This is a genomic window from Streptococcus oralis subsp. oralis (assembly GCF_002096455.1).
In the GTDB taxonomy this organism is placed as follows: domain Bacteria; phylum Bacillota; class Bacilli; order Lactobacillales; family Streptococcaceae; genus Streptococcus; species Streptococcus oralis_CY.
In genome coordinates this window covers 240,303-260,451 of sequence record NZ_NCUL01000007.1, presented here as the reverse complement: position 1 = coordinate 260,451, position 20,149 = coordinate 240,303, and the positions used below count along the sequence as shown (strand labels likewise).

At 44.0% G+C, this 20,149-nt stretch carries 13 protein-coding genes; 2 read left to right on the top strand and 11 right to left on the bottom strand.

The window, feature by feature from the left end:
* Window positions 1-44: 44 nt before the first annotated feature.
* The 3 genes from ndk to rpoB form a co-directional block, all read right to left on the bottom strand.
* On the bottom strand, window positions 45-464 hold the full coding sequence (gene ndk, locus B7720_RS03770) for a nucleoside-diphosphate kinase (RefSeq protein WP_084856573.1): 420 nt from the start codon (window positions 462-464) through the stop codon (window positions 45-47).
* Window positions 465-574: 110 nt separating this feature from the next.
* Window positions 575-4,240, bottom strand: a complete 3,666-nt coding sequence (gene rpoC / locus B7720_RS03765; RefSeq protein WP_162281764.1) for a DNA-directed RNA polymerase subunit beta' — start codon at window positions 4,238-4,240, stop codon at window positions 575-577.
* A gap of 32 nt (window positions 4,241-4,272) precedes the next feature.
* Window positions 4,273-7,884 carry a DNA-directed RNA polymerase subunit beta gene (gene rpoB, locus B7720_RS03760; RefSeq protein WP_000907175.1) on the bottom strand — a complete coding sequence of 1,204 codons (3,612 nt, stop codon included), beginning with the start codon at window positions 7,882-7,884 and terminating at the stop codon, window positions 4,273-4,275.
* A 442-nt stretch (window positions 7,885-8,326) separates the two neighbouring features.
* Here rpoB and B7720_RS03755 point away from each other — a divergent pair, with 442 nt between their 5' ends.
* A complete protein-coding gene (locus B7720_RS03755; protein ID WP_084856571.1) occupies window positions 8,327-12,043 on the top strand; it encodes a pullulanase in 3,717 nt (1,238 codons plus the stop codon).
* Window positions 12,044-12,246: 203 nt separating this feature from the next.
* Here B7720_RS03755 and B7720_RS03745 read toward each other — a convergent pair whose 3' ends face one another.
* The 7 genes from B7720_RS03745 to B7720_RS03715 are packed head-to-tail and all read right to left on the bottom strand — an operon-like array spanning window position 12,247 to window position 17,582.
* A complete protein-coding gene (locus tag B7720_RS03745) occupies window positions 12,247-13,011 on the bottom strand; it encodes an amino acid ABC transporter ATP-binding protein (protein WP_000942256.1) in 765 nt (254 codons plus the stop codon).
* A 9-nt stretch (window positions 13,012-13,020) separates the two neighbouring features.
* Window positions 13,021-13,743: an amino acid ABC transporter permease gene (locus tag B7720_RS03740; protein WP_000350563.1), complete on the bottom strand. Its 723-nt coding sequence runs from the start codon at window positions 13,741-13,743 to the stop codon at window positions 13,021-13,023.
* 3 nt (window positions 13,744-13,746) lie between these two features.
* Complete coding sequence (locus tag B7720_RS03735) at window positions 13,747-14,439, bottom strand: amino acid ABC transporter permease (protein ID WP_084856569.1); 693 nt, start codon at window positions 14,437-14,439, stop codon at window positions 13,747-13,749.
* Window positions 14,440-14,471: 32 nt separating this feature from the next.
* Window positions 14,472-15,350 (bottom strand): transporter substrate-binding domain-containing protein, encoded by an 879-nt coding sequence (locus B7720_RS03730; protein ID WP_084856566.1) that lies wholly within the window; start codon window positions 15,348-15,350, stop codon window positions 14,472-14,474.
* Between the two features lie 11 nt (window positions 15,351-15,361).
* A complete protein-coding gene (locus tag B7720_RS03725; RefSeq protein WP_084856564.1) occupies window positions 15,362-16,360 on the bottom strand; it encodes a uroporphyrinogen decarboxylase family protein in 999 nt (332 codons plus the stop codon).
* A 2-nt stretch (window positions 16,361-16,362) separates the two neighbouring features.
* Window positions 16,363-16,566 carry a hypothetical protein gene (locus tag B7720_RS03720; RefSeq protein ID WP_000837741.1) on the bottom strand — a complete coding sequence of 68 codons (204 nt, stop codon included), beginning with the start codon at window positions 16,564-16,566 and terminating at the stop codon, window positions 16,363-16,365.
* Window positions 16,567-16,577: 11 nt separating this feature from the next.
* Entirely contained in the window at window positions 16,578-17,582 is a 1,005-nt protein-coding gene (locus tag B7720_RS03715; RefSeq protein ID WP_042902943.1) for a uroporphyrinogen decarboxylase family protein, read from the bottom strand.
* Window positions 17,583-17,949: 367 nt separating this feature from the next.
* On the opposite strand from B7720_RS03715, the gene B7720_RS03710 reads away from it, so the two are divergent.
* On the top strand, window positions 17,950-18,807 hold the full coding sequence (locus B7720_RS03710) for a 5'-nucleotidase, lipoprotein e(P4) family (RefSeq protein ID WP_042902944.1): 858 nt from the start codon (window positions 17,950-17,952) through the stop codon (window positions 18,805-18,807).
* Window positions 18,808-19,037: 230 nt separating this feature from the next.
* On the opposite strand, the gene B7720_RS03705 is transcribed toward B7720_RS03710, so the two are convergent.
* Window positions 19,038-20,090: an LLM class flavin-dependent oxidoreductase gene (locus tag B7720_RS03705; protein WP_042902945.1), complete on the bottom strand. Its 1,053-nt coding sequence runs from the start codon at window positions 20,088-20,090 to the stop codon at window positions 19,038-19,040.
* Window positions 20,091-20,149 lie beyond the last annotated feature (59 nt).

Sequence of the window (20,149 nt, the reverse complement as noted above, 5' to 3'; positions counted from 1 at the left end):
CCAAAAAACAGCTCTGTTGTGCGCAGAACTGTTCTTTTACCAGTCTAATCCTTAAACCAGAGAGCAATTTCACGTTTTGCAGAAGCTTCCGAATCGGAGCCGTGAACTACATTTTGAATGGCTTGATTGTCTCCTGCAGCCTTAGCAAAATCTCCTCGGATAGTTCCTGGCAGAGCTGCTTCTGGACGAGTAGCCCCCATCATGGTCCGCCAAGTTTCAATCACTTTCGGACCTGATAGAATGCCCACCACTACTGGTCCTGAAGTCATAAACTGACGGATAGGAGGATAAAAACTTTTTTCAACCAAGTCTTGATAGTGTTGGTCAATCAAAGCTTCTGAAACTGCTGAACGTAACTCTAATTTTTCGAGTTTGAAACCTCGTTGTTCCATTCTTTGCAGAATTTCGCCAACCAGCCCTCTTTTCACACCATCTGGCTTAATGATAAAGAATGTTTGTTCCATATGGACACCTCCTTGGCATTTTAGTTCTTCTATTCTACCATACTTTATGAAAAAGTGGGAAAATTTTCTGAAATAAAGCAAAGAGAACCCAAAGGTTCTCTTGTTTGCTTTTATTCTACTGTTTCTTCAACTTGGACTTCCACAACTTCCTCTACAGGAGCAAGTTCTGCCTCTTCTTGTTCTGGAGCCAGATATTCTGCTTCATTGATAGCTTGTGGTTCAAGGTTACGGTAGCGAGCCATACCAGTACCAGCTGGGATGATCTTACCGATGATAACATTTTCTTTGAGTCCAAGGAGATGATCTTTCTTACCACGGATGGCTGCATCTGTAAGGACACGAGTTGTTTCCTGGAAGGAAGCCGCTGACAAGAAACTGTTAGTTTCAAGTGAGGCTTTGGTGATTCCCATAAGAACTGGGCGACCAGTCGCTGGAACTCCACCTGCGATAAGAACATCCTTGTTAGCATCTGTAAAGTCGTTGATGTCCATGAGAGTACCCATAAGAAGGTCTGTGTCACCTGGATCCATGACACGAACTTTACGGATCATTTGACGAACCATTACCTCGATGTGTTTGTCACCGATTTCTACCCCTTGGCTACGGTAAACTTTTTGTACTTCACCGAGAAGGTAAGTTTCAACTGACAAGACATCACGAACAGCAAGGAGACGTTTTGGTTGGATAGAACCTTCTGTCAATGCTGCACCACGAGAGATTTGGTCTCCAACTTCGACACGCATACGTGCTGTAAATGGAACCACGTACTCACCTTCGCCAGTTTCACCCTTAACAAAGACTTTCTTAGTACGAGTTGAAGCATCTTCTTCGATAGCTGTAACTTGCCCTTTGACCTCTGTGATGACCGCTTCCCCTTTAGGATTGCGGGCTTCAAAGATTTCTTGGACACGAGGAAGACCCTGAGTGATATCGGTATTTGAGGCAACCCCACCCGTGTGGAAGGTACGCATTGTAAGCTGTGTACCAGGTTCTCCGATAGATTGGGCAGCGATTGTACCAACTGCTTCACCAACTTCAACCGCATCACCAGTCGCCAAGTTGATACCGTAACAGTGACGGCAGACACCATGACGGGTGTTACATGTAAATACAGAGCGGATAGTCACTTCTTCCACACCAGCATTGACAATTTCACGCGCCTTGTCTTCTGTAATCAACTCATTTGGACCGATGATCACTGCACCAGTTTCTGGATGTTTAACAGTTTTCTTAGTGTAACGACCGTTGAGGCGTTCTTCGAGAGACTCGATCATCTCTTTTCCTTCTGCGATAGAACGGATCAAGAGACCACGGTCTGTTCCACAGTCGTCCTCACGGATGATAACGTCTTGGGCAACGTCAACCAAACGACGAGTCAAATAACCTGAGTCGGCTGTCTTAAGGGCCGTATCGGTCATACCTTTACGGGCACCGTGAGTTGAGAAGAACATTTCGAGTACTGACAAACCTTCGCGGAAGTTTGAAAGGATTGGCAATTCCATGATACGTCCGTTCGGAGCGGCCATCAGACCACGCATACCGGCAAGCTGTGAGAAGTTTGAGATGTTACCACGGGCTCCAGAGTCCATCATCATAACGATTGGGTTCTTAGGATCTTGGTTGGCAACCAAACGTTTCTCTAATTTTTCACGGGCTGCACGCCATTCAGCTGTAACAGCGTTGTAGCGCTCGTCGTCTGTGATCATACCACGACGGAATTGTTTGGTGATTTGTTCTACACGTTTGTGTGATTCTTCGATGATTTCAGCCTTGTCTTCAACAACTGGGATATCGGCAATACCCACTGTCAAACCTGCAAGAGTTGAGTGGTGGTAACCGAGGTTCTTCATGCGGTCAAGTAGGGCAGAAGTTTCTGTCGTACGGAAACGTTTGAAGATTTCAGCGATGATATTCCCAAGATTTTTCTTCTTGAATGGAGGGTTGAGTTCAAGATTACTGATTGCTTCCTTGATATCTCCACCTAGTGGCAAGAAGTACTTAGCTGGAACACCTTCTGTTAAGTTGGCATTTGTTGGTTCTTGCAAGTAAGGCAGACCCTCTGGCATGATGTCGTTGAAGAGGATTTTACCAACTGTTGTCAGCAAGACCTTGTGTTTTTGTTCTTCAGTCCAAGGTTTGTTGAGGCTATCTGTCGCGATACCAACACGTGAGTGGAGGTGAACATAACCATTACGGTAAGCCATAACAGCTTCATCACGGTCTTTGAAGACCATTCCTTCACCTTCACGACCAGCTTCTTCCATGGTCAAGTAGTAGTTACCCAAAACCATGTCCTGAGACGGAGTAACAACTGGTTTACCGTCTTTCGGATTCAAGATATGCTCAGCAGCCAACATCAAGATACGAGCTTCTGCTTGAGCTTCTTCTGAAAGCGGTACGTGGATGGCCATTTGGTCCCCGTCAAAGTCGGCATTGTAGGCTTCACAGACAAGCGGGTGCAAGCGAAGGGCCTTACCATCAATCAAGACTGGCTCGAAGGCTTGGATACCCAAACGGTGAAGGGTCGGTGCGCGGTTCAAAAGAACTGGGTGTTCTTTGATTACTTCTTCAAGGATATCCCAGATACGTTCGTCTCCGCGTTCCACCAAGCGTTTAGCCGCTTTGACGTTCTGCACGATGTCACGAGCAACGATTTCACGCATGACGAATGGTTTAAAGAGCTCGATCGCCATTTCACGTGGCACCCCACATTGATACATCTTAAGCGTTGGACCAACGGCGATAACGGAACGTCCTGAGAAGTCAACACGTTTACCGAGCAAGTTTTGACGGAAGCGCCCTTGTTTCCCTTTAAGCATGTGGCTCAATGATTTCAGTGGACGGCTACCTGGTCCTGTGATTGGACGACCACGACGACCGTTGTCAATCAAAGCGTCAACCGCTTCTTGAAGCATACGCTTCTCATTTTGAACGATGATACCTGGTGCGTTCAACTCAAGCAAACGAGCCAAACGGTTATTACGGTTGATAACACGGCGGTAAAGGTCATTCAAGTCAGATGAGGCAAAACGGCCACCATCCAACTGCAACATTGGACGAAGATCTGGTGGAATAACTGGAAGGATGTTGAGAATCATCCATTCAGGTTTGTTCCCAGACTTGTAAAAGGCATCCAAAACATCCAAACGACGGATGGCTTTGACACGTTTTTGTCCAGTAGCTGTTTTCAACTCTTCTTTGAGTTCAGCAATTTCTTTTTCAAGATCTACTTGTTTCAAGAGGTCTTGGATAGCTTCGGCACCCATTTTGGCAACAAATGAACCATAACCATACTCACGCAAGCGCTCACGGTATTCGCGCTCTGTCATGATAGACTTGTGCTCAAGCGGTGTATCCTTCGGATCAATCACCACATAAGCCGCAAAGTAGATAACTTCCTCGAGGGCACGAGGGCTCATATCAAGGGTCAAGCCCATACGGCTTGGAATCCCCTTGAAATACCAGATGTGAGATACAGGAGCTTTCAACTCGATGTGCCCCATACGCTCACGACGAACTTTTGTACGCGTTACTTCAACCCCACAGCGGTCACAAACAATCCCTCTGTAACGAATGCGTTTGTACTTACCACAAGCACATTCCCAGTCTTTTGTAGGACCAAAGATGACTTCATCAAAGAGTCCTTCACGTTCTGGTTTCAACGTACGGTAATTGATTGTTTCAGGTTTTTTGACTTCTCCATAAGACCATGAACGGACTTTGCTTGGAGAAGCTAGGGTGATTTGCATACTTTTAAAACGATTTACATCAACCACTATTTCTTCCCTTTCTATTCTAAGTGAACTGCCTATTCTTGTTCAGCAGCTTCTTCTGTTGCTTCCGCTTTTGTTGCTTTCTCAGCTTCTTCTGCTTCAAAGGCTGCTTTAGCCTCTTGGGCTGCTTTTTCGCGGGCTTTTTCAAGGTCATCTACGTGGATGACATCTTCGTCCATTCCTTCATCTAGGTCACGAAGTTCCACTTCTTGGTCGTCTTCGTCAAGGACACGCATGTCAAGACCAAGAGATTGCAATTCTTTGACAAGAACTCGGAAGGATTCTGGAACACCTGGTTTTGGAATTGGTTTTCCTTTTGTAATAGCTTCATAAGCTTTCAAACGTCCGTTGATATCGTCAGACTTGTAAGTCAAGATTTCTTGGAGGACATTTGATGCACCGTAGGCTTCAAGAGCCCAAACCTCCATCTCACCGAAACGTTGTCCACCAAACTGAGCTTTACCTCCGAGTGGTTGTTGGGTAACGGTTGAGTATGGTCCGACTGAACGCGCGTGCAATTTATCATCAACCATGTGGTGGAGTTTGATCATGTACATGACACCAACTGATACACGGTTGTCAAACGGCTCACCTGTACGTCCATCGTATAGGATTGTCTTAGCATCGCTATCCATACCTGCTTCTTTAACAGTGTCCCAAAGGTCTTCAGAGCTTGCTCCGTCAAACACTGGTGTTGCGATGTGGATACCAAGAGTACGGGCTGCCATACCAAGGTGGAGTTCCATAACCTGACCGATATTCATACGTGATGGTACCCCAAGTGGGTTCAACATGATATCGACTGGAGTTCCGTCTGGAAGGTAAGGCATGTCTTCTACAGGGACGATACGAGAGACAACCCCTTTGTTTCCGTGACGTCCGGCCATCTTATCTCCGACCTTGATCTTACGTTTTTGAGCGATGTAGACACGAACCAGCATGTTAACACCTGATTGCAACTCATCTCCATTTGCACGCGTAAAGATCTTAACATCACGAACGACACCATCGGCACCGTGAGGTACACGAAGAGAAGTGTCACGCACTTCACGAGACTTGTCTCCGAAGATAGCGTGCAAGAGACGTTCTTCAGCTGAGAGATCTTTCTCACCCTTAGGTGTGACTTTACCTACGAGGATATCGCCTTCTTTAACCTCAGCACCGATACGGATAATTCCCATTTCGTCAAGGTCTTTAAGGGCATCTTCACCAACGTTTGGAATTTCACGAGTAATTTCTTCAGGTCCAAGCTTTGTATCACGTGTTTCTGATTCGTATTCTTCGAGGTGGACAGATGTATAGACATCGTCTTTGACCAAGCGTTCGCTCATGATAACGGCATCCTCGAAGTTGTAACCTTCCCATGTCATGTAGGCAACGATTGGGTTTTGTCCAAGCGCCATTTCCCCTTTTTCCATAGAAGGTCCGTCAGCGATAAAGTCGCCTTTTTCAACAACATCGCCAACTTTTACAAGAGTACGTTGGTTATAAGCAGTACCTGAGTTTGAACGACGGAATTTTTGGATGTGGTAAACGTCCAATGAACCATCTTCACGGCGTACTTCTACCTTGTCAGCATCTGCGTATGTAACTTTACCATCATACTGGGCAATAACAGCCGCTCCAGAGTCATGGGCTGCTTGATACTCCATACCAGTACCAACGTAAGGTGCTTTTGGATCAATCAAAGGCACAGCCTGACGTTGCATGTTGGCACCCATGAGGGCACGGTTGGAGTCATCGTTTTCCAAGAAAGGAATACATGCTGTCGCAACGGCAACTACCTGTTTTGGTGAAACGTCCATGTAGTCAACCACTTCTGCTGGATACTCTTGGTTGACCCCTTGGTGACGTCCCATGACAACTTTCTCAGCAAAAGTACCATCTTCGTTGAGACGAGAGTTAGCTTGCGCTACAGTAAATTCATCTTCTTCATCGGCTGTCAACCAAACGATTTCGTTGGTAACAACACCTGTTTCACGGTCAACCTTACGGTATGGTGTTTGAACAAATCCATACTTGTTCAAGTGCCCGTAAGATGACAAGTTATTAATCAAACCGATGTTAGGTCCTTCAGGTGTCTCGATTGGACACATACGGCCATAGTGAGTGTAATGCACGTCACGTACTTCATATCCAGCACGGTCACGTGTCAAACCACCAGGTCCTAAGGCTGACAAACGGCGTTTGTGAGACAACTCAGAAAGCGGGTTGTGTTGGTCCATGAACTGTGACAACTGTGATGAACCAAAGAATTCTTTAACCGCAGCTGTTACAGGACGGATATTGATGATTTGTTGAGGTGTTAAGACTTCATTGTCCTGAACAGACATGCGTTCACGGACATTACGTTCCATACGAGAAAGTCCAAGACGTACTTGGTTGGCAAGCAATTCACCAACTGCACGGATACGACGGTTCCCAAGGTGGTCGATATCATCCACACGTCCGATACCTTCTGCCAAGTTGAGGAAGTAGCTCATCTCTGCAAGGATATCCGCAGGAGTTACAACACGAACCTTGTCGTCTGGATTGGCATTTCCGATGATGGTTACAACACGGTCTGGATCCGTTGGGGCAACAACCTTGAATTTTTGCAGGACAACTGGTTCTGTCAAAACAGCTGCATCGTTTGGAATATAAACAATTTTGTTCAAGTCGCCATCCAAATGACTCTCGATACTTTCAATCACACTACGAGTCATAACGGTACCAGCCTCTACCAAGATTTCTCCTGTTTCAGGGTCTACCAATGGCTCCGCAATGGTTTGGTTGAGCAAGCGTGTTTTAACGTTGAGTTTTTTATTGATCTTGTAACGACCAACTGCTGCCAAATCGTAGCGGCGTGGATCAAAGAAACGCGCTACAAGCAAGCTACGTGAGCTCTCAGCAGTCTTAGGTTCACCTGGACGAAGGCGTTCGTAGATTTCTTTCAAGGCTTCGTCTGTACGAGAGTCCATTGGATTCTTGTGGATATCTTTTTCAACGGTGTTGCGAACCAATTCACTATCACCAAAGATATCAAAGATTTCATCATCACCTGAGAAACCAAGCGCACGAACCAAGGTTGTAAATGGAATCTTACGAGTACGGTCAATCCGAGTATAGGCAATGTCTTTTGAGTCGCTTTCAAGTTCCAACCAAGCTCCACGGTTAGGGATAACAGTTGAGCCGTAACCCACTTTACCGTTCTTGTCTACTTTGTCATTAAAGTAAACACCGGGTGAGCGAACCAACTGAGATACGATAATACGTTCACCACCATTGATGATGAAAGTACCCATTTCGGTCATGATTGGGAAATCACCAAAGAAGACTTCTTGGGTCTTGATTTCGCCTGTTTCTTTATTAATCAAGCGGAAGGTTACAAAAATTGGTGCTGAGTAGCTAGCATCGTGGATACGAGCTTCTTCGAGCGTGTATTTTGGTTCCTTGATTTCATAGCCAACAAATTCCAACTCCATTGTGTCTGTGAAGTTTGAAATTGGCAATACATCTTCAAATACTTCCTTAAGACCGTGATCTAGGAAATCTTTGAATGAATCCGTTTGAATTTCAATCAAATTTGGTAAGTCAAGAACTTCTTTGATTCTTGAAAAACTACGACGGGTACGATGTTTCCCGTATTGAACGTCATGTCCTGCCAAGATGATTCTCCTTTGTAAATAAATTCCAAGCCTTGTCAATCAGGCTTTTCTAATCGTCATATGGTTTTTAAAACCCCTATCACCGTGTCCCTTTGACGAATTTTCAGAATCTTTAAATCTTTGTTACAAGCACTCAAAAACCTGAAAAAAAGCACAAAAAGAGCAGCTAAATCTGACTTTTTCAGAAGATTTAACTGCTGTGAGCCTTGTCTGGACAATATTTCAGACAAAACCTACGACAAATGATTACTTATATTATACCTTATTTAGCTAGATTTTTCAAGGTTTTTTTACTATTTTTTAAACAATCTTTTCCTATATATTATTTTAAAATTTCAAGAGAATGAAGCATTATATTTTCTCTTAAAATTTAGGAAAACGCTTGCACTAATGTTTACCTCGTGCTATACTGATAGGGAACAACTACACAAGGAGAATTGTGATGAAAAAGATCCCATCTCAAACTGAGAAAAAAATGATTTACGGTATCCGTTCCTTGAAGAACGGAACTGGTTCTGTCCTTATTGGTGCCAGCATTGTCCTACTTTCTGCTGCAATGCCAACCATTTCAGCTAACGAAAATCTTCCTCAAACTCAGGAAAACACTAGCGCTGTGACCAAGGCCCCTACTGAGACTGAAACGAGTCAAACTCAAAAGGAAACGCCTATTTCTGAACAAAATAATGCAAACGCTTCCCTTGATTCTAAAAAAGAAGCTCCAGCTGTAGAAACTACTACAGCACCAGAAACACCTAAAACAGAAGATGCTACTACAAGCCAGGCTAATAGCACGGAAAAGAAAGTAGATGCCAGCACTTCGGCGCCAAATTCTGATCAAAAACCACAAGCAGACACTAGTTCTGAAGAACCAATCGAAGATAACTACTTCCGCATCCATGTGAAAAAACTCCCTGAGGAAAACAAGGATTCTCAAGGCCTTTGGACTTGGGACGATGTTGAAAAACCTTCTGAAAACTGGCCCAATGGAGCCAAGTCCTTCAAGGATGCCAAGAAAGATGACTATGGCTATTATCTCGATGTCAAACTTAAGAATGATCAAGCTAAGAAAGTCAGCTTCCTCATCAATAATTCCAAAGGGGACAACCTGACAGGGGACCGTTCAGTAGAGCGCCTCTCTCCAAAAATGAACGAGGCTTGGCTAGATGAAAATTATAAGGTATACAACTACCGTCCTCAGCCAGCGGGAACAGTCCGTGTCAACTACTACCGCACCGATGGCAACTATGACAAGAAATCACTCTGGTATTGGGGCGATGTCAAGAATCCAAGTAGTGGAGAATGGCCTGACGGTACTGACTTTACAGCAACTGGAAAATATGGCCGTTACATTGATATCCCACTCAATGAAGCTGCTAGAGAATTTGGATTTTTATTACTAGACGAAAGCAAGAAAGGCGATGATGTGAAAATCAGAAAAGAAGACTATAAATTTACTGATCTAAAAAATCACAGTCAAATCTTCCTCAAGGATGATGACGAAACCATCTACACCAACCCCTACTATGTACACGACATCCGCATGACTGGTGCCCAACATGTGGCTAAATCTCGTATCGAAAGCAGTTTTTCTACCCTAGTTGGAGCTAAGAAAGACGATATCCTCAAACACACGAGCATCACTGATTACCAAGGGAATAAAGTAGCTATCACAGACGTGGAAGTGGATGAGGCAGGTAAAAAGGTGACCTACATCGGCGACTTCTCTGACACCCAACACCCTTACACTGTCAGCTACAATTCAGACCGCTTTACCACACGGTCAAGCTGGCGCCTCAAGGATGAATCCTACAGCTACGATGGGCCACTCGGCGCAACTCTCAAAGAAGATGGCAAGCGGGTTGACCTCACCCTCTGGTCTCCAAGTGCTGATAAGGTTTCTGTCGTTGTCTACGACAAGAAAGACCCTGAAAAGGTAGTCGGAACTGTCGCCCTTGAAAAAGGAGAAAAAGGAACCTGGAAACAAACTCTGGATGCAAACTCTGGTCTCGGTATCAGCAACTACACTGGCTACTACTACCACTACCAAATCGAGCGCCAAGGTAAAACTGTCCTCGTTCTTGACCCTTATGCCAAATCATTAGCGGCTTGGAACAGTGACCTAGCAAAAACAGATGCCGCTCATAAGGTCGCTAAAGCTGCCTTTGTCGATCCAGCGAAGTTAGGTCCGCAAGACTTGACCTATGGAAAGATTCGTAACTTCAAATCGCGTGAAGATGCCGTTATCTATGAAGCTCATGTGCGTGACTTCACTTCGGATCCTGCCATCGCAAAAGACTTGACCAAGCCATTTGGTACCTTTGAAGCCTTTATCGAAAAACTGGACTATCTCAAAGATTTGGGTGTGACTCATATCCAACTCCTTCCTGTCTTGTCCTACTACTTTGTCAATGAATTGAAGAACCAAGAACGTTTGTCTGCCTACGCTTCAAGCAACAGCAACTACAACTGGGGATATGACCCTCAAAACTACTTCTCCTTGACTGGTATGTACTCAAGCGATCCTAAGGATCCAGAAAAACGTATCGCAGAATTCAAAAACCTCATCAACGAAATCCACAAACGTGGCATGGGGGCTATCTTGGATGTGGTCTACAACCATACTGCCAACGTTGATATTTTTGAGGATATTGAGCCAAACTACTATCACTTTATGGATGCAGACGGAACTCCCCGTACTAGCTTCGGAGGCGGCCGTTTGGGAACTACCCACTACATGTCTAAACGTGTCTTGGTAGACTCCATCAAGTATCTGGTTGAAACCTACAAAGTAGATGGTTTCCGCTTTGATATGATGGGTGACCACGATGCGGCTTCAATCGAAGAAGCTTACAAGGCTGCACGAGCCCTTAATCCAAATCTCATCATGCTTGGTGAAGGTTGGAGAACCTATACTGGTGATGAAAATACGCCTACTAGAGCTGCTGACCAAGATTGGATGAAACATACCGATACTGTCGCTGTCTTTTCAGACGACATCCGCAACAACCTCAAGTCCGGTTATCCAAACGAAGGCCAACCTGCCTTTATCACAGGTGGAAAACGCGATATCAATACCATCTTTAAAAATCTCATTGCTCAACCAACTAACTTTGAAGCAGACAGTCCTGGAGATGTTATCCAGTATATTGCAGCCCATGATAACTTGACCCTCTTTGATATCATTGCTCAGTCTATCAAAAAAGACCCAAGCAAGGCTGAAAACTACGCTGAGATCCATCGTCGTTTGCGACTTGGAAACCTCATGGTCTTGACTGCTCAAGGAACTCCGTTTATCCACTCTGGGCAGGAATATGGACGTACCAAACAATTCCTTGACCCAGCCTATAAGACTCCTGTTCCTGAAGATAAGGTTCCAAACAAGTCACACTTGTTGCGTGACAGGGACGGCAAGCCATTTGTCTATCCTTACTTTATCCATGACTCTTACGACTCAAGTGATGCTGTCAACAAGTTTGATTGGACCAAAGCAACAGATGGTAAAGCCTTCCCTGAAAATGTCAAGAGCCGTGACTACATGAAAGGTTTGATCGCTCTTCGTCAATCTACAGACGCTTTCCGACTTAAGAGTCTGCAAGATATCAAGGAGCGCGTCCGACTCATTACTGTCCCAGGCCAAAATGGTGTTGAAAAGGAAGACGTGGTCATTGGCTACCAAATCACCGCTCCAAATGGAGATATCTACGCTGTCTTTGTCAATGCGGATGATAAGGCTCGCGAATTCAACTTGGGAACTGCTTTTGCTCACTTGAGAAAGGCTGAAGTCCTCGCAGATGAAAATCAAGCCGGACCAGTAGGAATTTCCAACCCTCAAGGTATCGAATGGACTGAAAAAGGCTTGAAATTGAACGCTCTCACTGCTGTCGTTCTCCGCTTGTCTCAAGGTGGCGCCATCGTCGCTCCAGCCGTAGAAGAAAAACCAGAATTTGATCTTTCTAGCTTGGAAGTTGAACCAGAACAAGGTCAAGCTCAAAACCTAGCAGCCAATCCTGAAACTCAAGAAACTGCTGCAGAGGCTCTTTCTCAGAAAGCCCTTCCTAACACAGGAACTGAGAGCAAATCCCTCCTTGCTCTTGCTGGATTCAGCATCCTCGCCCTTCTCGGACTTGGATGGTTGATACAAAACAAGAAAAAGAACTAACACTAAATGAAAATCAAATAGTAAACTAGGAAGCTAGCCACAGGCTGCTCAAAGCACAGCTTTGAGGTTGTAGATAAGGCGAAGCTGACCTGGTTTAAAGAGATTTTCGAAGAGTATAAACTAGCCCTCCTATAGAAAAATACCCCATTGATTAGAAGACTCTTCTAGTCAATGGGGTGTTGTTTTTATGATACACTTATCTATCAAATCATATATTCTACACTATAGCTAGCGTCTGATAAGATACGAGCCAGGAACTGCTTGGTTCGTTCTTCTTGTGGACGACTAAAGAAATCGTGGGGATTGTTCTCCTCTACGATACGGCCTCCATCCATGAAAATAACGTGGTTGGCGACATCTCTAGCAAATCCCATCTCATGCGTGACGACCACCATGGTCACACCTTCTCCCGCCAACTGTTTCAGAACATCCAAAACATCTCCAACCAACTCAGGGTCTAGTGCTGATGTTGGTTCATCTAGCAAAATGACCTCGGGTTTGACGGCAATAGCACGCGCAATTCCTATTCGTTGTTGTTGCCCTCCAGATAGTTGTGAAGGGTAGTAGTCTTTGTAGGCCAGTAAACCAACTTTTTCCAAGGCAGATTCTGCACGTTTGAGCGCTTCTTCCTTGGGAACTTTACGAGCCACGATTAGGCCTTCTAGAATATTTTCCAGAGCAGTTTTGTTTGCAAAGAGATTGTAGTGTTGGAAAACAAAGGCTGTTTTTTGGCGAATTTCTAGAATGTCTTTCTTGCTCAATTTGGATAAGTCATAGGTCTTTCCTGCCAAGGTCAAACGGCCACTGTCAGCTTTTTCTAAGTGATTAAGACAACGGAGAAAGGTCGTTTTCCCCGAACCTGATGGTCCTAAAATAACGACGACATCCCCTTGGTTAACCTGAAGATTGACATCCTCCAAGACCTGCCTCTCACCAAATGTTTTTGCGATATGTTCTACTTGTAACATCCTGTCCTCCTATACGAAACGCGCGCTAGATGCTTTTGCACTTTTTTCTTTTTTCACATAGCCTTTTTCCAGTAGGGAGAAGCCCCACTGAATCAAACCACAGATCAAAATATACTGCAAAAAGATCACAAAATAAGACTCAAAATACTGGTAACCGTAGGACGCTTCTACACGAGCAATAGCGGTGATGTCCTTGATAGTCATAACAAAGACCAGGGAGGTCCCTTTGACGATATTGATCACCAGATTGGCCAAGTTAGGCAAGGCTGAGCGCAAGGCTTGAGGAAAAACAATCCTTAGATAGGCCTGGGTCGTAGTCAAGCCAATCGCATGCGCTGCCTCTAGTTGTCCCTTGTCCACCGTCAAGATGGCTGAACGCAAAATCTCCGATAAACTCCCGACTGTCATCAAACTATAAATGATAAAGGCATAATAGAGAGGATCAAGCTTGAAAATATCAAAGTCACTTCCTATGCTTTTGAGAAATTGATTCAGCAGGCTTGGAAACAAACTATAAAAGAAGAGAATCAATAAAATCGGAGGAGTCGCTCGGATAAAGGCCAGATAGACCAGAGAAAAACTCCTCACACCTCGAACCTTGTAAATCTGCCCCAAGGCTAAAAATAGAGCCGGTAAAAAGCTTAAGACCATAGCCACAATCATGATAATCAAGGTGATTGGCACACCCTTCAAGGTCTCCAGAAAGGTCTTTACAATATAGTCTATATCCATTTCTTACCTCCCTTTTGTTTCCAAAGACTTCTCAAGCAAACGACTCAAGCTAGAAATAACCAAGGCAATCCCCCAGTAAAGAAGCGCAACTGCCGTATAGGTTTCCAGAGAGTAGTTCCCTAAATTGCGACTAATCAAGAGATTGCCTGCCCCCATAACATCAACAAAACCAATCGTATAAGCCAAGGCAGCATCCCGCATGAGATTGAGAATAGCGGTCGTTATATTGGGAAGAGCAACTTGAAAAGCTTGAGGAAAAATGATTCTCCAAAAAGTCTGACTTGGAGTCAAACCAATACTAAGCCCGGCCTCTGCCTGCCCCTTTGGAATAGCTTGATAGGCCGCCTTGAAAACCTCGGCAACAATAGCCGCAAACAAGAGAATCATCGTCAAGAGAACAAAAATAGTTTTAGACCAGTTGTTGATGTCCAAACCAAGCCACCATTTCAGAAATTCTGGCAAGCCATAAAAGACTAGAAAAAGCAAGACAATCGGCGGTGTACAACGAAGGGTAAAGATATAGCCTTTGGAAATCGCTGCAAAACTCTTGTCTTCTCCTACTTGTGCCCAGGCCAAGAGACCTCCAAAAAGGGAACCAAGAAGAGTGGTAAAAAAGAGAATGGACAAGGTCATAGGAAGTGCCTGCCATAAGGTCGGTAAAAACTGAAAGACCTTGGAAAAATCATAAGAAACCATGCAAAACCCTTTCTAGTCTTGGAATTTCTGGCCTAGTCTTTGTCTACATAACTAAAGACATCTTCTTTAAAGTATTGCTGAGATAGCTTAGCAAGCGTGCCATCTTCTTTCAACTCTTTGATTGCTTTTTCGTATTCTTTAGCAAATTTCTCACCCTTTTCATCACGGTGAATCAAGGGATAAGTTGGGATACCCTTGTATGGGAACCAGCTGAGTTTGTCCGCATATTGGTGGTAAGGGCCATCTTCTGAGGTAACTGCTTTTTCAAAGGACAGTTTGATATCAAAGAAGGCATCATAACGTCCTTCTAAGACCCAAGCATAGGCATCTGCCACTTTAAAGGATTCAGCTGCTGTTAGCTCAATCGGTGCATCCTGATGTTTTTCATTGTAGCTGGTGATAACATTCCATTGAGCATTCTGTGGGGAGATGGGAACCAATTTCCCTTTATTCTTAGCAAAGTCATCAATGGTTTTGTATTTCTGTTCATCTTCTTTTCTGACAGTAAATCCAATGATGCTCGCTCCGACTGGTTCAGATGGAATGACAAACTTTTTAGCTCGTTCTTCTGTGTACCAAGCTCCCTTGGTTCCGATGTCATACTTGCCTGATTCCAGACCAATCAAAAGGTCGTCATCACTGGTACCCGTATATTCAAATTGATAGTTTGCCAACTTCTCATCAACAGCCTTCAAAACAGCTACTTCATAACCATCTGATTCCCCTTTTTCATTGACAAAGTCATAAGGTACATAATTTTGTGTATGGGCAACCTTCAAGGTTATGACTTCAGCAGACGAAGCCGTTTCTCCCTCCTTGGCTGGAGCACCAGCTAAACTTCTCCCGATAATCGTTGCCCCAATTACTGCAACCACTGCTACACCACCGATAATCCATGCTTTTTTACTCATCTTTTTCTCCTTTAGTTTTCAAGCGCTTCTCTAACCCACTGGATACGTTCAACTGCGATATCACTTGGAATGGTACAATCTGCCCCAAGTACCAAGCCCTGTTCCCCAGCTTCTGCAACTAGTTTCTTTGCCTCAGCCTGAATGGCATCCTTGCTACCAGTATACAGTAAGCCCGTCTTGCCATTTTCGAATCCTCCAAGAACCGTACGTCCCTTGAAAATCTCACGACCTTCCTTGAGAGTGATTCCCTCCGGTCCTACAGCCCAGTTAAAGACTTGGGCTGGATAGTCTGCAAAAAGGTGAATATCATTTCGCGCCCCCTCGTAGCCACAGATATGAAGAACTGTGACGCCACCAACAGCACTAGCTGCTTCCAGAACCGATATCTCGCTAGGGGCAATGACGGCTTGATACTCTGCTGCCGACACTCGTTGATCTTGGATACTCTGCACGCTGAGGTAGATTCCATCAGCACCAGCCTCTTCGATAACAGCTCGGCTGAGACTCGCAATATCCTCTGCAATCACATCCAACACCTTCTTCAGAGCTTCAGGATCTTCCACCAGAAAATCTGCAATGAGGTCATCTCCACCAGACACTTCCCCAAGCAACCACTTGAGATAGGTCACAGGAGCAAAAATATTGTAAATCGCAACAATATCTTCTGTAAACTCTTGCTTGATTTTCTTAACCAAGTCCACCTGCTCTTTTATCCAAGCATGATCTGGTCCGAGTGGTTGAATGGTTGCCAATTCTTGAAGTGATTTGTCTTTGGCAATCGCTGGATTTGGATAAGCAAAGTAGCCATCACTCATGAGTTTGATAAAGTCTGGCTGAACTTCTCGGATAAAGCGCTTATGGCCCTCAATATTCTTCTCGATAATGACTGGATTTGAGAAACCGTGTAGCCATTCGTCTTCGGATGTGAAATGGTGCCAAAAGCCAACTGGCACACGATCAACCTTTTCACCTTTAAATGCTTTTAAAACCCATTCTTTTTTTTCTGACATTCTTATTCTCCATTTCTTACTTTTTCAACTAATAAACTGCTTGCGATATCATTCGAGCGTAGAAAGGGGAGACTGGACTTGGAAAAATCCTGAACTCCACGACATCTCTCTCCATTTTTGCAGTGCTGATTTTTTACGACGCTTATGGCAACCAAAGCCAGCAAACCGACAACTGCAATGAAGATGCCCCATCTTTTACTTTTCATAGCTCCTCCTTTTAGAGAACAGCTGCCTGCCGAATCCAGTCCAACCTCTCTAAGTCAAAGTCATCTGGAACAGTACAGTCAGCTCCCAGAAGAACACCTTTACTACCCGCTTCAGCCAGCAACCGCCTTGTTTCATTTTGCAATTCTACCTTGGAACCTTGATAAAGCAAACTTTTCTTGCCATTTTCAAATCCACCTAAAACGGCCTTGCCTGGAAACAACTCTTGCCCCTGTGTCAAACTAACATCCTCATGATGAGTCGCCCAGTTGACCACTTGAGCTGGATAGTCCTTAAATATCGTCACATTATTGCTCGCACCTTCAAAACCACAGATATGAAGGATATTGGTCCCACCCACCTGATTAGCTGCCTCCAAAATCGCTATATTGCTCGGTTCGATATAGGTTTGGTAAAGTGCTGGCGTGATGCGCTCATCTTGAATTTCCTGAGTGCTGAGGTAAATCCCGTCAACTTCACCTTGCTGGATGATTTTCTGAGTTAGGATAGCAATATCTCCTGCAATCACATCTAGAATCGCTCTGAATTGCTCAGGATTTTCAAGCAACAGATCAGCCACTTCCCTATCTCCTCGAGAAGTTTCTGTACGGAACCAGCGCTTGAGGTAGGAGATAGGCGAAAAGATATTGTAGAAAGAAGCAATCTCTTCGGTAAAGGTCTCTCGAATCGCTTGTACCACTTGCACCTGTTGCTGAATCCATGGGTGTTCCTCACCAATCGACTCAATAGAAGTCAGCTCCTGAATGCTTGCAATCGTAGGACTATAAACATTACTTGGATAAAGGAAAAAACCGTCACTCATAATTTTGACAAAATCAGGGCGAATCCTTTCCACATAGTTGCGATGCCCGTCAACACTTTTTTGAAAGATACGTGGATTATTTAATCCCTGCCCCTTTTCTTCGAGTGTTACAAAATGAAACCAAAATCCCACAGGAACTCTTTCCACTTCATCGCCTCGAATCGCTCTAAAGACTAGCTCTCTTTTACTTGCCATACCTCTCTCCTTCCATTTGGATTGAAACCATCTTACCACTCCTTTTCCCCTTTTCCCAATATATATTGACTATCAACTCGATTGGAAATTTTTATATCTATAAAGAAAAAAATCCCTAAAAAGCTTGATGTTACTAGCCTTTCAAAGATTCACTTTATTTTCATCTATTTTTCAAAAAGGAGTTGATATAGATTTTCTATCAAGCCGATTGGAAATTTTTATATCCATCTTCATTCCCAAATTAAGTACATAATTTTATCCTAATACCAAATTACTACTGAAAAATTTCTTTTCTCTCGATATTTCCTTGCACAAATCCCATGAAAACGCTACAATATTAATAGACTATTATTAGGAGGATGGGATTATGAAAATATCCAAAGTTACTATTACAATTACTTCTACACTTGCTTCCGTCATTTTACTGACTGGCTGTGGCACAAATTCGGCAAATTCACAGACAACACAAAGCAGTACATCTGATAATCAGGTTACCATGACCTATGATCAGTTGCGTTCAAGAGAAAATACTATGTCAACTCTTTGGTATCAAAAAGCAGCTGAGACCAAGGCACTCTATCTACAAGGTTACAATGTCGCTACTGATCGTTTGAAAGAACTACTAAAAACACAGACAGATAAACCCTACTCTATCGTTTTGGACTTAGACGAAACCGTATTAGACAATAGCCCTTATCAAGCTCAAAATGTCAAAGACGGAACAGCATTTACCCCAGAAAACTGGGATGTCTGGGTAAAAAAATCCGCAGCCAAGGCTGTACCAGGCGCTAAAGACTTCCTCCAATTTGCAGACAAAAACGGTGTCCAAATTTACTATGTATCTGACCGCACGATAGATCAGGTAGATGATACGATCAAAAACCTAGAAAATGAAGGAATCCCTGTACAAAGCCGCGATCATCTCATGTTCTTAGAAAAAGGCGTCAAATCTAAAGAAGGTCGTAGACAAGCAGTCCAAGAAAAAACCAACTTAGTCATGCTACTAGGAGACAATCTTGTGGACTTTGCAGAGTTTTCAAAGACCTCTGAAACTGAGCGCGACCAAAAATTAGAGGAATTACAAAAAGAGTTTGGTGAGAAATTCATCATTTTCCCTAACCCAATGTACGGATCATGGGAAAGTACTGTTTACAATGGTAATAAATTGGATGCCAAGGGTCAAACTGAAGAGCGCCAAAAAAACTTACAAGGTTTTGATAAATAAAATAAGAGAACTATCTACCAGTTTACACCAACCACAAGATATCGTATTTGTGAGAATATCAAAAAAGACGATTTCCGCTTGGATAATCGCCTTTTTTGCTATTTTATCTTGTACTTGGTATAAACTAGTATATATTCCACTAGATAGTATGCTCTATCGCTTGTACCACTTCCACCTGTTGCTGAATCCATGGGTGTTCCTCACCAATCGACTCAACTGATTGGATTTTTTTATAACCCTTCTTTCATGGCAAAGTAAGCACGCACTTTTGGTGCGACTTGCGTTCCAAAAAGTTCAATAGCTCTCAAAACTTGATCATGAGGCATGGAACCAAGCGGTAGATGGAGCATGAAACGGTCCAAGCCTAAATCCTCAATCATGCGAATCAATTTTTCTGCTACCTGGTCTGGATTTCCCACAAACATGGCACCATTTGGACCAACTTGCTCCAAATATTGCTCATAGGTCAACTCCTGCCAGTGTGGACGGTCCTTGGAAATCGCATCCACCACTTGCTTAGTCGGATGGAAATAATCTTTTACAGCCTGTTCGCCATCCTCAGCAATCCAGCCCCAAGAATGAGCCCCCACTTTCAGGTCTTTATCCGCATGACCGGCATCCCTTCCAATCTCACGATAAGCTTGAATCAGCTTTTTAAAATAACGCGGATTGCCACCGATAATGGCATAGACAATCGACAGCCCTGCCCGAGCAATCTTCACTGTTGATTCGACATGGCCACCTGTCGCCACCCACAATGGCAATTTGTCCTGAACAGGACGGGGATAGACTTCTTTGCCAGAAATCGTTTGGGTCAATTGCCCCTGCCAATTCACTTTGGTGCTTTCATTTGCCAACTGAAGCAGATCTAACTTTTCATCAAAGAGAGTTTCATAGTCTTTCAAGTCATAGCCAAACAGTGGGAAAGACTCGGTAAATGAACCACGCCCAGCCATAATCTCTGCCCGTCCATTTGACAAGGCATCGATGGTAGCATATTGTTGGAACAAGCGAATCGGATCCATACTCGAGAGAATGCTGACCGCACTAGTCAAACGAATCTTTTTGGTATTGACTGCCCCAGCTGCAAGAACAATCTCTGGCGCCGATACCGCAAAGTCCTCCCGATGATGCTCCCCAATCCCGTACACATCCAAACCAACCTTATCAGCCAGCTCAATTTCTGCCACCAACTGACGAATGCGTTCATCATGACTGTAAATCTGCCCGGTCGCTTCTAGAGCTGTTGTTTCACCAAATGTTGAAATTCCTAATTCTACCATCCTGTTTCCTCGCTATCTCTTTTAGTTTTAGGGTATTTTATCACTAATTAGTTTTATTT

Coding starts and splice junctions, on each gene's coding strand:
- ndk (WP_084856573.1), bottom strand. CDS start 464: ATGGAACAAACATTCTTTATCATTAAGCCAGATGGTGTGAAAAGAGGG.
- B7720_RS03755 (WP_084856571.1), top strand. CDS start 8,327: ATGAAAAAGATCCCATCTCAAACTGAGAAAAAAATGATTTACGGTATC.
- B7720_RS03745 (WP_000942256.1), bottom strand. CDS start 13,011: ATGTTACAAGTAGAACATATCGCAAAAACATTTGGTGAGAGGCAGGTC.
- B7720_RS03740 (WP_000350563.1), bottom strand. CDS start 13,743: ATGGATATAGACTATATTGTAAAGACCTTTCTGGAGACCTTGAAGGGT.
- B7720_RS03735 (WP_084856569.1), bottom strand. CDS start 14,439: ATGGTTTCTTATGATTTTTCCAAGGTCTTTCAGTTTTTACCGACCTTA.
- B7720_RS03730 (WP_084856566.1), bottom strand. CDS start 15,350: ATGAGTAAAAAAGCATGGATTATCGGTGGTGTAGCAGTGGTTGCAGTA.
- B7720_RS03725 (WP_084856564.1), bottom strand. CDS start 16,360: ATGTCAGAAAAAAAAGAATGGGTTTTAAAAGCATTTAAAGGTGAAAAG.
- B7720_RS03720 (WP_000837741.1), bottom strand. CDS start 16,566: ATGAAAAGTAAAAGATGGGGCATCTTCATTGCAGTTGTCGGTTTGCTG.
- B7720_RS03715 (WP_042902943.1), bottom strand. CDS start 17,582: ATGGCAAGTAAAAGAGAGCTAGTCTTTAGAGCGATTCGAGGCGATGAA.
- B7720_RS03710 (WP_042902944.1), top strand. CDS start 17,950: ATGAAAATATCCAAAGTTACTATTACAATTACTTCTACACTTGCTTCC.
- B7720_RS03705 (WP_042902945.1), bottom strand. CDS start 20,090: ATGGTAGAATTAGGAATTTCAACATTTGGTGAAACAACAGCTCTAGAA.